Raw genomic sequence first — 14320 nt, 5'->3', positions numbered from 1 at the left:
AAGACAACCTACACGGGCGGTGATTTATGTTTTTTCAGTCGTTGTTTCTGCGCTAGCACGTGGTGGGGGGGGGGGGGGGCGCCTGCCGCGCACCGCCGGCGGTGCGCGACAGACCCCTGTTCATCTGTGATGCCGTGACGGGCCTGACCGAGCGCGAGTCGCCGGAGCAGTTACGCCCCGTCCGAAGAGGCGAAGAATCCGGGATTCCGAAGGGTCAGGGCGGACAGCGAAAGCTTCAAGACCATGGCGGCATCACGCACCTCACGCCACGCATCCCCATACATCACGGCGGCTCGCGTATAGGAATTCGGGTCCGCGTCGATCGACTCGGACAGCGAAAGGACGTGTGCGAACAACTCCTGCTCTTCCGGACGGAAATCGCCGTCGTCCGCCATCTCCTCGATGAGGGACTCGTACCCCTGAAGGTCTTCGAAGAACTCTCCCATCGCCGCCACCGGATCGGGAAACTGCCGCCAGCCCAGATACTGCAGCTGGACCACCGGCTCCGCGGCCATCGCATCGAGCAGCCGCATCAGGTTCAGAAATCTCTGCACTTTGAGGTCGTACATCCGGTCTCCTCCACATCACGACGGGCCGCCGGGCGTCGTATGCGACGCCCGGCGGCCTTGGAACTACGTCAACTGCACCAGTGATCAAGCGCAGTTACCGGACGTCGGATTGCACACCGAACCGTCCTCATTGATGCCGATGTACTCCGAGTATCCTCCCTGCTCCTGTTCCGGATACAGCCAGGCATTCTGCATCTCCACCGCGTTCCAGAAACCGTACTTGTAGACGAGGACGCTGAAGTCCGCGACCTGCAGCACACCCAGTACGGCGCCCGCCGAGTTGATACGGGGACGTGGAATGGACGGGTTCGACTTCTGGATCGATCCGAGGTTCTTCTCGAGCGGCTCGTCCGCCTTCCAGACCCCGGAGTCCGGGGCGCTGAGGTGCTCGGACCTGCCGCCTCCCGTCTGGTTCACGCGCCAGCCGGTGCCGTGACGGCCACCGGGCTGCCACTTGATCATGCCGTTGCCGGGGCTCTCCTTGACGCCGCCGGTCCGGGTCTTCTTCTGGATGTACTGCTGGAACTTGAAGCCGTTCTGGCGCTGGCCCTTGGTCGGAGTCTCGATCTTCCAGCCTTCGGGCAGCACACCGTCCCAGCGAGTGAAGAACTCCTCCGGCGTCATGCCCTTCAGCATGTCCGGGTTCTGCAGGACGGTGTTCAGCGAGAACGCCCCCTTGGCAGGGATCTGCGAGTCGGTCAACGCCGCCATCGGCGGGTGCCACTCCGTGCTTCCGGTCCCGGCGCAGCTCAGCAGCACGAGCGGGCAGCTCGTCGTGGATCCGCTGGAGGCAGACGTCTTCGACGTGTCGAGCCAGTCACAGATGTCACGTGGGCAGTGCCCGTCGAGTTCGACGAGGCTGGTGGGGTTGCCGCCGAGGTAGGAGTAGCGGTTGCTGGTGTACGGGTCGTTGCCGAGGTTCATGTCGGCGAGGGCCCCGTTGTACATGTCCCGGGTGGTGAAGCGGTTCAGGCCCGGGTCGTAGTCGCGGAAGCCCATGTCGTACGTGCCGGACTGGGCGTCCCACCTCTTGGCGTTGAAGCGGTAGGCGTTGTAGACCTCCTTGGTGGGGTCCGCGGCGTCGGGCTTGTCGATGCCGGTGAACTCGGACGTGTCGTCGGAGCCGTAGGCGGTGTAGCCGTAGGTCGCCTTGGTGTCACCGTTGTCGTCGGTGAGGGTCTCGACGTCGGAGTGGCTGTTGTAGCCGTAGTAGCCGTCCTCCGTGGTGCCGTCGGTGTTGTGCTTGACCTGGGACAGGCGTTCGCCCCACGGGCTGTACTGGTAGGACTTGGTCAGCTCGCCGGCGACCTTCTCGTCCAGGACCTCCTCGGACAGACCCAGGTACTCGAAGTCCGTGGTCTTGCCGTCCGCGGTCTTCGATGCGGTGCGGTCCAGCGGGTCGAAGGTGTACGTCGTGGACTTCAGGCCGCCGGAGGGCTGCAGCTTCTGCGACTCCACCACGTGGTCGAAGCCGTCGTAGACATTGCGCGAGATGACCTTGCCATCGGCGGTGACGGTCTCCTGTCGACCGTACGGGTCGTAGGTGTAGTTCGCCGTGGAGCCCGCCGTGGTCACCGACTGCAGCCGGTTGCGGTCGTAGTCGTACTGGGTCTCCACGCCGTTGACCGTCTGACGGATGACGTTGGCGTTGTCGTCGTGGACGTAGGTCTCCGTGGTGGCTCCGTTGCCGGTCTTGGCCGCCTCCTTCAGCCGGTCTGCCGGGTCATAGGTGTAGTCCGTGGTCGAGGAGAGGTACGCCGCGTGGTCGTCGGCGTTCATCTTCTTCGCGACGTCCTGCGCCTTGTTGCCGTTCGGGTCGTAGGCGTAGGTATGCGAGGAGACGAGGGTGCCGTTGGGCTTCTTCTCCGTGGTCGACTTGAGTGCCGCGTCCAGGTAGTACGTGTAGTCAACCGTATTACCGTTGGCCTTGGTCTCCTTCAGCTTCTGGCCGCGGTCGGTGTACGTGTAGGAGGTCACCTTCGGGGCGGCGTCGGTCGACGAGTCGCCGACCGAGATCGTCTTCACCAACTCACGCAGATCGTAGGTGTACTTGGAGAACTGGTCGGGGTGACTCACCGTTTCCGGCTGGCCGTTGGCGTCGTAGGTGTACGACGTGGCCTTCTTCTCCTGACCGGCGAGGTCCTCGGTGACCTTCTGGACCTGGTTGAGGCCGGTGTAGGCGACCGTGTAGGCGTCGATCTTCGCGCCGGACGACGTGTCGTCGATCGACGTCAGGTTTCCGTTGAGGTCGTAGGCGTAGGCGAAGGTCTTCTTCTCGTTGTCGGTCTCACCCGCGTTGTCGCGGACCAGCTTGACCGCGTCGGCGACGGCGATGCCGCCGCTGCTCTGGTCCAGCTTCAACTTGGTGTCCTCACCCTGCTTGAGGGAGTAGTTGCCGAGGCCGACCCAGGTTCCCGCACCCGTCGTCTGGTTCTTGGTGACGGCCGGCTCGCTGGTCGTACCGTGGGTGAGCGTGTACTTCGCGGTGGCCGTCGCGCCGGTGACCTGCGGGTACTTCACGTACGCGGTGTACGTGCCGTCCTTGGGGATGTTCAGCGTCCACGTGAACGCGTCCGTGCCCGTGCCCGCCGCGTGGGTCCGGTGGTCGTAGCCCTGCTGGCCGGTGATGTCTCCCGTCGTCCAGGTCCCGGTGGAGGAGGTGTTCTGGGTGTCGGAGTTGTCGACGAGCACCACGCTCTTGCCGACCGGAACGCCGTCGTCCGAGCGGGACCTGAGCTTGCCGTCGGGGTAGTACGACCAGCTCATGGTGCGGTCCGAGGAGCCGCCCGCCGAGGTCAGCGTGCGGTTGGTCTGCTGGCCGAGCTCGTTGTAGTCGTACGCGGTGACGATGCCCCACGGGTCGGTGGACGACTTCACCCAGCCGTTGTCGAAGTAGCTGTAGGTGGTGTCGTTGCGGACCGTCTGGCCCTCGGACGGCGGCAGCGAGGTCTTCGCCACTCTGCCCACCGCGTCGTACGACTTCTCGGTGTAGGCGTTCGGATCGTTGTAGCGGGTGTCGTTCGGGTCGTAGGGCTGGAACTGCTTGACGGGACGGTTCAGCGCGTCGTATTCCGTGCGGGCGGTGAAATCCTCCGTGTCCGAGGTCTCCGTGCCGCGCGGCGTTATCACCTTGGTGGTGTTGCCGACCTGGTCGTACTCGTACTTCGTGGTGCGGTACGTGATGGTCGACGTGCCGTCGTGCGGGACCTTGACCTCGGTCTGCTTGCCCCGCTCGTCATAGGTGACGGTGGTGGTGTTGTTCTCCGCGTCCGTGGTGGAGACGACCAGCGAATCCTTGTCGTAGGACCGCTTCGTCGTCTTCCCCGCCGGGTCCGTGACCTGCGTGACTCGGTGGTTCAGGTCGTAGGCCGTCTTCGACGTGTAGTCCGTCGTGCCCGCCGTGGCGTTCTTCTTCGGGTCGATGACCGTGACGAGGTTGCCAACGTCGTCGTACTCGTAGGAGATCTTGTCGCCCGCCGCGTTCACGACCGACGTGAGCTGGTAGATCTCGTCGTAGTTGTTGGTCGTGACGTAGTCCGTCGCGTCCGTCGTGGTCAGCGTGCCCTTGGGCTCCGTCGTCATCTTGAGGTTGCCGACCTTGTCGTACGTGTAGGTCGTCTTCCGCTCGTTCGACGTGGAGGTGTCCTTCGGTGCGGTGGCCGAGGTGATCTGGTCCGTCTCGTCGTACACGGCCGTCGACACGGCCCCGTTGGGTGCCGTCGACTTGGTGACGTTGTCGTTGGGGTCGTACTCCGGCGCCGGGGTCGTGATCAGGACGCCTGCCGCCTGGTCCTTGGGGACGGTGCTGACCAGCGGACGCCCGAACGTGTCGTACGTCTGCGTGCTTTTCTTGCCCAGCGCGTCGGTGACCTCGGTGACCTGGCCTCGCTCGTCGTACACGTACGACGCCGACTTGTTCAGCGCGTCGGTGATCTCCGCCGGGTAGCCCGTCGGACCGAAGTCACTGTTCGTCGTCGGGTTGCCGTTGGCGTCCGTGGCCTTGGTCAGCTGCCCGTAGGAGTCGTACTCGTACGACGTGGTGTAGTCACCCGCCGTCGCCGTCGCCACACCCTTCGGGTCCGTGACCGTCTTCAGGTTGCCGAACGAGTCGTAGCCGAACTGCCAGGCGCGGCCCGCCGGAGAGGTCTTGCGGAAGAGGTCCGCCGAGAATCCGTCGGCGCGGGTCTGGTACTCGTACTTCGACGCGCCCGCCGGATACGTCCCCGGCGCGCAGTCCGAGGACGGCGGCACACCCGACTTGTTGTTCTCCGCGTCGCGCTGCCAGAGCGGATAGCCCGTCTTCTGGTCGTAGCAGTACGCAGTCTTCGCCCCGTTGTCCTCTTCCAGATACGTGACGTTGTTGTCGGCGTCCCAGGACATCTTGGTGGTCTGAGACTTGGCGTTGGTCGTCTGGACCGGGCGGCCGAAGTCGTCGGTGACGTACTTAGTCGCATGCAACTCGGCGTCCGTCACCGTGGTGTCGGTGAACTCGGTGTTCGTGCTGTTGGCCGCGTAGCCGAAGTCCGTGGTGCCGCCGAGGCGGTCGGTGATGGTCTTGGTCCACCAGTGGTACTTCGGGTCGTCACCCGTCTGCGGAGCGTAGTACGCGAGCTGGGTGCCGTGGCCGCGCGGGTCCGTGGCCTTGACCAGCTTGACGTTCTTGTTGCCCTGGGTGGCGTCGTAGGTGAACTTGAACACCTTGGGCTGCGAGGAACCGTCACCGTCGGTGAACTGACCGAGCAGGCCCTTGTCGGTGTAGTAGAAGGAGATCTTGCGGCCCGAGATGTCCGTCATGGACTTCACGTGGTCGTAGATCTTGGAGTTGGTCAGGTTGGTGCCGGTGACCTTCGCGCCCGAGTCGTCGATGTACTCGTACGACGCGTCGCCCTTCTTGTAGTAGTCGACCGTCAGCGACTGCCGGCCGGCCGGGTCGGTGATGTACGTGAGGAACTTCGTCGGCTTGTTGTTGGACTTGCGCTCCTCGTACGTGAACGTCTGCGTGTTGCCGTTCTTGTCCACGGCCGACGTCAGGTAGCCGTCACAGCCGAAGAAGAAGCGCGTTCCGTCCGGGCGGAGCAGGGTCCAGGCGTCCGGCACCGGATCCTTGTCCGGGGTGCAGTCCAGGCCCGCCTTCGCCGTGATCTTGTAGTGGACGCCCGCCGGCGCCTTCCAGCTGCCGTCCGCCTGCTTGGTGAAGACGTGCGTCGTGCCGTCGCCGTCCGGGAGGCGGATCTCCGTCGGATTGGGATTGGGGTGGAAGTCCAGCGGCGCGCCCAGGCGGATCGGCCCGGCCAGCTGCGCGGACCAGCCCGCACCCATCACGGTGTCGGAGGTGTCCAGGGAGTTGTACGCGAACCGCGCGAACGTCGTCAGGCCGCGCCCTGGGTTGGTGAACGCGTTGTACGACCACACGCTGTTGCCCGACGACAGGTTGTTCATCACTGTCGAGCCCGCGCCGGTGTTCTTGCCCGTGTAGGAGTAGAACTTCTCCAGACCGAGGCTGTTGGAGGTCGGGTCCTCCACGGCCACGTTCTGATTCAGGCCCGGGATCCCGCCGGTGCCGGCCGAAAGCCAGCTGCCGTCCGAGATCTTGCGGACGTCCCAGCCGAGCACGTAGTCCGTGCGCTTGTTGCCGTTGTCGCTGTTGATCGGCGTCTTGACCTGCGCCTGCAGCACGGTCGACTGACCCGGCGAGAGGGCCGGGATCGCTGTGGAGACCTGGTTGCCGCCGTTGGTGACGTCGGTGCCGTCGGGCAGCTTCCAGGTATACGACAGCTCGCGCTCGCCCGCGGCCCACGCGGTGTTGGTGGTGTTGGTGAGGGTGAACTCGACCGTGTAGGTGGAGTTCGGCGTCATCCGTGCCGGGGTCTTGGGCGCGTAGTACGTCGACTCCGTGGTGGAGTCGATGTAGGTGACGACCATGCGCGGGTGCAGCCGCTTCTCGGGCGCCTCCGTCGACAGCAGCACCGTGCGCTCCTGCTGGACCGACTCGTTCTGCATCTTCAGCAGCACGCCCTGGCTGGAGCCGGGTGTGGTGACCCAGCCCTGCACCAGCGAGGTGGCGCTCCAGTCAAGGCGGGCCGGGTCGTTGGTCACCCCCGAGACCGTGTCCGCGACCGTGGAACCGTAGTCGCCGCCGGCGGTGGTCCAGTTGGTGGTCGCGTTCGCCTTGGTCCAGGTGGCGGCCGCCTCGTCGAAGTCCCTGGTCAGCGGCCGCATCTCGTAGACGCCGCCACTGGTGTCCGTGGTGGTCTGGGTGCCCCACAGCCGCAGCGTGGCGTCCAGGACCCGGCCCGTGGACGGAATGCCCAGGGCAGGGAACTTCAGCGCCGCCCGGGTGGTGCCGTAGGTGGTCGAGTTGTTGCCGACCGTGAGCCAGTTCTGCGGCACGCCGTCGGTGATCGTGTCATGAGTGGCGCTCGGCTCCGCCGACGACAGCGTGGTGTCCTGGGACGCCTCGACGATCTTGACGGTGCGGCCCGCCTTCGGCAGCCTGACCAGCTGCGTCGGCGCCGAGGTGACCGTGCCGTCCTTCGTCTTGACCGCGACCATGTAGTAGTAGGCCCGCCCGAACGGATCCGCACTGTCGGCCGGCGTCGGCGTCGCCGAGCTGTCCGTGTACGACGTGGCCGCCTTGTCGACCGGGGCGACCAGCGTCGACGCCGACGGCGTGAACGTCTGGAAGACCGACCGGTGGACCTGGTACTCCACGATGTCGTCACCGGTGGCGGTGGAGGGGTCGCTGTAGGCCGACCACTTCAGCTCCGCGCCCGTGTCGTGGATCGTCGTCGGAGGGTCGAGCTCCACGCCCGGCCGGCCGTAGGTCAGCACCAGGCGGGGGTAGTTGGCGGTCTCATCGCCGTAGCCGAACTCGCTGCCCTCGTAGCGCGGGCCGCCCTTGGGCCCGTTGGCGGACTCGTCGCCCGCCTTCACCACGAAGCCGTAGTTGGTGTTGGTGCCGTCGATCCACGACTGCACCGTCTTCGTCACGGAGAACGAGTGCCACACGTTGACCTGCGACGGCTGTTTGGTGACCACACCACCCTTGGTGAAGCGCACGGCGTCCGCGAGCACCGCGGTGCTCGTCGACGCAGGCCCGTCGCCCAGCACGATCTTGCCCGCGGTACCCGCCTTGAACGGGTGGGTGCCCAGCGTCTTCCACACCCCGGCCGAGCCCGCCTGCTGGTTGACGGAGTAGGCCTTGCTCCCGCCGCTGTAGGTGACGGTGTACGGGGCGTTGGTGGCCCGGTCCGTCGCCGGCACGTAATGCGCCTCGACCTGGTAGTCGCCGTCCTCCGGCAGATTCGGCTGCCAGGTGTAGGTGTCCCCCGCGACGGCGTCCTTGTTGTACAGATAGTCCTGGTTGACCGCGTACTGCGTATAGGCGGTGTTCCCCGACGCCGGCCAGGCACCCGAAGCCGCCGTGGTGCCCACGTCCCCGTCGTCCACCAGGACCGAGGTACCGGACAGCTCACCGGTGATGCCGCTCGCACTGTTCCAGGTCGCCGTGGACTCGCTCCAGTCGGCGGTCGCCCGGTGCGCCTCCAGCTGCACCTCCGTGTCACCGGCGGTGTGGGTCTGGTCGTAGTACAGCTTCAGATCGGCCGAATCCAGCTTCGTCCCCGCCGGGATACTGCCCACCGGGAACTTCAGCAGCGCCCGGGAAGAGCCGGTGCTGGTGTTGCCGACCGACAGCCGCCAGTTGTCGTCGTAGTTCGACCCCGGCCCGTCCGAGGAGATCATCACGTCCTGCGCCGTGGACGGCGTCGGCGCGATCGCGATCGTCGGGTCGACGGTGACCGGGTACTGCCGCTCCTTCGCCGCCAGCCACTTCGCATCCGGAGTGACCGTCAGCTTCCAGCCTTTCCCGTCCCGGGAGAGCCGCTGCTCGACGTCGGTGCTGTAGGCGGTGCCGTACGGCGAATCGGCGTCCTTCTTCGCGTCCGTCATGAACGCCGCCGGGATCACCAGCACCGGGTCCTCGGCCTCACCGTAGAACGCGACGGAGCCGTCCCCCCGCGCCTTCGGCGTCAGCCCGTCGGTGTCCAGGGTGAAGGTGAACTTCAGCGGACCGTCGGGCCGCTGCGCCAGGACGATGTTCTCCTTCACCCGTCCCGGACCCACCTGGTACGACAGGTCCGCGCCCGCGGCCGCGTCCTCGTACGTGACGGTGTCGCCCTTGGCCACCGGCTTCAGCGATGTGCCGGCACCCTCCAGCCCCAGAGTGACCGAGCGCCCGTCAGGCGCCTCGAACCGCACCAGCCGGTCCGCATCGCCCCCGAACCAGCTCCGCGTGACGTTCGTGGTGTTGGCGAACTCGAAGCCCTCGCGGCCGGTCTTCGTGACCGCCGCATCGATGTCCTTCCAGGACTTGGATTTCCCGCTCCGGTAGGAGGTCGGGACCGCGGACACCTCCGCCTGGATCCGGCCGTCCGAGAGCTGCCAGTAGCGTGCATTGGGGGAACGTTTCCCCGTAATTTCCCCGACCCGTTTCGCCTTCGGGGCGTTCTTGCCCCGGGGAAGCTTCTGCCGGTCGGCTATCCCCAGATCCCCGTACGACGCCGGCTTGGCCAATTCTGGCCGGTCGTCGTCCGAGAACCAGCCTTTGAGGGTGTCGACGAGCCCCTTGCCGTCGTCTCCCTTCGAGGTGGGTGCGGCATAGGCGATCTGCGGTAGCGCGGTACTCGCCACCGCCGATACGACCAGGCAGGAGATGAATCTCCTGTATCGGACTTTCACGTCCAATGCCCTTTCCTTGGCGGCGCCCCCTTCCTCCTCTTTCTCCCGCGCACACAAGAAACGGGTACGGAATCCGGGCACGCCGAACTGCCGACCGGGGTTTCCCGGCCGGACGACTGTTTCGAGCTGAGCCACACGGGAACGCCCCAGTTCTCGGGCATGGCTGGTTCCGTCGACGCATGTCCGGGCCGCCCCATGGCCATAGAGACCGCCCGGACATGCGTCGGTGGAGCTGTGAACCCCCTATGTGGCGTGGCGAGTTCTAATCAACCGAGATCCACTTTGTCAATGGACGGAATAAAACGGACAGTTGACGCCGAGGGATTCGCCCGATTCATCCGGACGCTGGCTCGAGCCCCGTGGAATGCGGTATAAACCTCGGCTCTGCGTCACGCGCATTCACCAGGGAATGCACAGCGAACAAAACCCTGAACGCAGACCAGCAGACCAGCAGACCAAGGGAAAGCAGAGCCGCATGCCGTCGACGGAATCGACCGAGAGCGCCGAGCCGCACGGGCACACGCCCGAGATCACTGCGCCCGCCGAAGCCGACGCCGAGGCCGGCACGGGGGCCCCGGCCGGCCCCACGGCGGCCAAAGGCCTGGACTGGCGCGCCCTGACCGTCGCCGGCGCGCTGCTCGCCGCCTGCGGTGGGCTCGTTCTGTACGGGGTGCTCGACACCGAGGGGAAGAAGCCGGAGCAGGACGTCCCGCGCGCCTCCGTGACGTACGAAGTGACCGGCGAGGGCACGGCCGACATCACGTACCAGGGGCGCAGCCCGTCAGGCGAGGCCGCCGTGGCGACCGCGGTCGAGCTGCCCTGGCGGAAGACCGTCGACGTCCCGCTCGGCAAGGCGCCCGTCGTGACCATCACGCTCGGCGAGAAGGGCGGGCGGGCGAGCTGCGCACTGGCCGTGCGCGGCAAGCACGTTCAGACCGCCACCGCCTTCGGTGAATTCGGCCGCGCGACATGTCAGGGCGAATTGCCTTCTACTCCGCCACCGTCAACACCCAAGTGATATAGACCACATCTCTGGGTGGTGATGTTTGCCGATAGATGTGTACTGAATGAGATGCCACCCCTGTGACGGGTGGTCAAATGGTGAAGAATCTCTAGGGGTGGGGCATTTGAGTCCACGAAAGACTCATGCGTACAAACCGCTAAGTCTGAAGCGGAGAGCATGGCTGACGATCGGGGCGGTCGTCCTGGGCGGGGGCGGCGTGGTCACATACGCCGTGGCGAGTCCGTCCGGTTCGGCGGACACGGACGCCAAGTCCCGTAAGCCCTCCGTGCACACCTTGAAGCTCGCCGACAAGGGCTCGGGCAGCAAGGGTCTGGCCAAGCAGAGCACCGACCGGTTCAGCGCCGTGATGCTGACCTGGAGCGACCCGGACGCGAAGCTGAAGGGCACACCCGAGGTCCGCTACCGCGACACCGAGTCCGGCGGCTGGTCGACGTGGCAGAAGCTGCCGGACGACCCGTTCTCGGCCGACGGCAAGGAGGCCGAGCAGGCCGGAGCCGCCGCACGTGGCGCCACCGCCTCGCTGTGGACGGACGACGCGAACGGCATCGAGGTCCGGCTGATCAAGGCGGACGGCTCTGTGGCCACCGGCCAGCCGTCCGGGCTGGACGTCAAGCTGCTCGACCCCGGTACGGACCCCAAGGGCACCGCCACGGCGGACGCACAGCCCGCCGCGTACGCCGCCGAGGAGACCACGGCCGCGGCGACCGAGTCGGCGGGCACGGAGTCCGCCACGGCCACCGAATCCGCGACACCTACCGAGTCGGCCCCGGCCACTTCGGAGGAGCCGATCGCGCCGTCCGAGTCCGCGTCGGAGTCGGCCTCCGAGTCCACCTCTGCCTCGCCGACGCCCGAGCCGTCCAGCACCGTGCCCGCGGCCCGTCCCTCGACGGTCGTGAAGCCGCCCATCATCACTCAGGCCGAGTGGGGCGCCTCCACGGACTACGACGGAACGCCCTCGTACGGCACGGAGATCAAGGCAGCCGTCGTCCACCACACGGGTACCGACAGCGACAACACGATCTCCTGCGCCGACTCCCGCGCCCGCCTGCGCACCATCCAGCAGGAGCACTTCAGCCGCGGCTACTACGACATCGGCTACAACTTCCTCGTCGACCGCTGCGGCCAGATCTTCGAGGGCCGCAGCGGCGGCATGGACCTGCCCGTGGTCGGCGCCCACGACGTCGGCTTCAACACCAACACGGTCGGCATCTCCTACCTGGGCAACTTCGAGACCGCCAAGCCGACCAAGGCCGCCCTCCAGGCCATCGCGCGCGTCGTCGCCTGGAAGTTCGGCATGTACGGCATCGACCCGACCGGCAAGGTGACGCTGACCTCCGGCAGCCCCAAGGGCCAGGACGGCAACCTCATCGAGAAGGGCACCTCGATCGAGCTGCCCCGGGTCTTCGGCCACCGCGACACGAACTCGACGGCCTGCCCCGGCGCGAACCTCTACTCGAAGCTCGCCACGATCCGGACCCTGGCGGCCCTTCCCGGCGTCTCGCACGCCCTGCCGACCTCGGACTTCAACCGTGACGGCATCAGCGACCTGGTCGCCGGTGTCCCCCAGGCCTCCGGCAGCACCGGGAACGTCGTCATCGTCCCGGGCAGCGTCAACGGCCCCGCGGCCGGCTCGAAACTGCGGCTCACCCAGTCCAGCGCGGGCGTCCCCGGTGCCTCCGAGTCCGGCGACCAGTGGGGCGCGGCCACGGCGTGGGGCGACATCAACGGCGACGGGTACGCGGACCTCGCGATCGGCGCGCCCGGCGAGGACGACTCGACCGGTCACGCGGACCGCGGCGCGGTCACCATCCTGTACGGCCCGAAGTTCGACCAGAACGCCTCCACCATGGCCCTCGGCGACGACTACACGCTCACCGGCGCGAAGTTCGGCGCTGCCGTGACCGTCGGCGACTTCAACGGCGACGGCAAGGCGGACGTGTTCGCCGCGTCCACCGGTACGGGCGGCAGCTGGGCGGCGCGATTCGCCGACGGCCACGAGGTGGCCGGACAGGTCACGTCGAGCTCCGGCGCCCTCGCCTACGCCGACGCCACCACCGGTGACTTCAACCGGGACGGCTACGCGGACGTGGCGCTCAACTACCGCGACTCGTCCGGCATCGGCCGGGTCACCTGGTTCAAGGGCTCCAAGTCGACCGGCCTGACCAAGGTGTCCACGCTCTCCGTGAAGGGCGGCCGCTCCATCGCGGCGGGCGACGTCAACGGCAACGGCTACGACGACATCGTCATCGGCCAGCCGTACACCGCCGAGTCCGGCGCCCACGCGGGCGGCCAGGTGACGATGGTCCCGGGCACGTCCACCGGCTTCACCACGACCGGCATGACGACGATCCACCAGGACACCACCGGGGTCCCGGGCGCCGCCGAGTCCGGTGACGCGCTCGGCTGGTCGGTGTCGGTCGGCGACTACAACGGCGACGGCTACCTGGACGTCCTCGCGGGCGCCCCGAACGAGGACATCACCCGCACCACCAACCGCTCCAACGCGGGCTCGGCCTGGCTCATCAAGGGCACGTCGGCCGGCCTCACGGGCACGGGCGCGCTCGCCTTCTCGCAGGACACCACGGGCATCACGGGCGCCACGGAGACCAACGACAAGCTGGGCTCCGCCGTCTCCCTTACGGACCTCTCCGGCTACGGCCGGGCGGACCTGACCCTCGGTGTCGAGGGCGAGGACTCCTACGCGGGCACGGTCCTCTACGTGCCGAGCGGCAGCAGCGGCGTCTCCCCGTCGAAGGCCTACTACATCGGCCGCGACAAGCTGGGGACACCGACGAGCGCGCATCTGGGGCAGACGCTGACGCCGTGACGACGGCATAGGCGACCGCCGCTCGGATTCACGACGGCACGACGGCCGGGCTCCCGCTTGGGGGCCCGGCCGTCTGTTTCAGTGCTCTTCAGTCCTCGGCCCGTGGCCAGGTCTCCCAGGTCAGGTCCAGGCGCCGGTACGCGTCGTCGAACCAGGAGTCGGCGAGCCGGACGGTCACCGTCACCGTCGTCAGGGACGTCGAACCGTCCTTGATCGTGACATGGGCCCGCTCCTCGTCCGCGTCACGTTCGACGAACATCTCCGGCCCGCGTACCCCCTCGCGCCACGCGACGTCCTGCCCGGCGTCGAGTGCGTCCAGGGCCTCCTGCCACTGCCGCAGGTCCTCCGGGAAGACCGAGATCCCGGTGCTTCCCCGTACGAACGGCGTGTCGACCAGGATCTCTCCGGCGAGCACGTCGCCCGCAGCCGAGTCTGCTGCCGGGCCTGCCTCACGTATCCCGGTGATCCGGACGACGACGCTGCTGCCCTCGCCCTCCAGTCGGATCAGGTCGATCGGTCCGTCAGCCACCAGTGTCCTCCCGGCTCGCGTAGTGGGCCGAACACTAGCTCTGTCAGGACGTGCCGCCGAAGTCGACATCCTTGGTCTCGACCGTTCCGGCCGTCCGGCCCGGCGCCGTCTGGTAGGTCCAGTACAGATTCGTGTGCGCGATGACCTGGTCCGGCGCCGGCGCGCCCCATGCCGTCTTGTCCACCGTCGTGTGGGCGTCGCTGACGAGGATCGCGTCGTACCCCCGGGCGAGGGCGCCGTGGAGCGTCGAGCGGATGCACGCGTCGGTCTCCGCGCCGGTGATGAGGAGCCGGCCGACTCCGAGGCCCGCCAGCACGGTCTCGAGGGTGGTGTCCTCGAAGGAGTCGCCGTAGTTCTTCCCTACGAGCGGCTCGGCGTCGTCCGGAGTCAGCTCGGGGACGATCCGCCAGTCGTCGCTTCCCTGCGCGAGCTCCTCGTCGGAGTGCTGGACCCAGACGACCGGGACCCGCTGCAGCCGCGCATTCTCGACGAGGCTGCCGATGTTCGCGACGACGGTGTCCCGCTCGTGCGCTCCCCCGACGACGCCGTTCTGCACGTCGATGACGAGCAGTGCGGTGTCCGGCCGGTTCTCGAGTGTCGTCATGGTCTCCCCTTGGCTCTGCGTCCGTCGT

General features: G+C 67.2%; 6 protein-coding genes. 2 read left to right on the top strand and 4 right to left on the bottom strand.

Going from position 1 to position 14320, the window contains the following annotated elements; genetic code table 11:
• Window positions 1–170 precede the first annotated feature (170 nt).
• Window positions 171–569 (bottom strand): hypothetical protein, encoded by a 399-nt coding sequence (locus ACWD4J_RS31240; RefSeq protein WP_451398811.1) that lies wholly within the window; start codon window positions 567–569, stop codon window positions 171–173.
• A gap of 84 nt (window positions 570–653) precedes the next feature.
• Window positions 654–8312, bottom strand: coding sequence for a golvesin C-terminal-like domain-containing protein (locus ACWD4J_RS31235; RefSeq protein WP_451398819.1), 7659 nt, complete (start codon window positions 8310–8312; stop codon window positions 654–656).
• A gap of 1471 nt (window positions 8313–9783) precedes the next feature.
• Here ACWD4J_RS31235 and ACWD4J_RS31230 point away from each other — a divergent pair.
• Window positions 9784–10326: a hypothetical protein gene (locus tag ACWD4J_RS31230; protein ID WP_451398810.1), complete on the top strand. Its 543-nt coding sequence runs from the start codon at window positions 9784–9786 to the stop codon at window positions 10324–10326.
• Between the two features lie 202 nt (window positions 10327–10528).
• Entirely contained in the window at window positions 10529–13159 is a 2631-nt protein-coding gene (locus ACWD4J_RS31225) for an FG-GAP-like repeat-containing protein (RefSeq protein ID WP_451398809.1), read from the top strand.
• 88 nt (window positions 13160–13247) lie between these two features.
• Here the strand turns inward: ACWD4J_RS31225 and ACWD4J_RS31220 are convergent, their stop codons facing one another.
• Entirely contained in the window at window positions 13248–13688 is a 441-nt protein-coding gene (locus ACWD4J_RS31220; RefSeq protein ID WP_451398808.1) for a DUF5959 family protein, read from the bottom strand.
• Window positions 13689–13731: 43 nt separating this feature from the next.
• Window positions 13732–14292 (bottom strand): cysteine hydrolase family protein, encoded by a 561-nt coding sequence (locus ACWD4J_RS31215; RefSeq protein WP_451398807.1) that lies wholly within the window; start codon window positions 14290–14292, stop codon window positions 13732–13734.
• Window positions 14293–14320 lie beyond the last annotated feature (28 nt).

Source organism: Streptomyces sp. NPDC002577 (assembly GCF_053594815.1).
The sequence above is the reverse complement of the archived record's forward strand: the minus strand, read 5'-3'. Positions and strand labels throughout refer to the sequence as shown.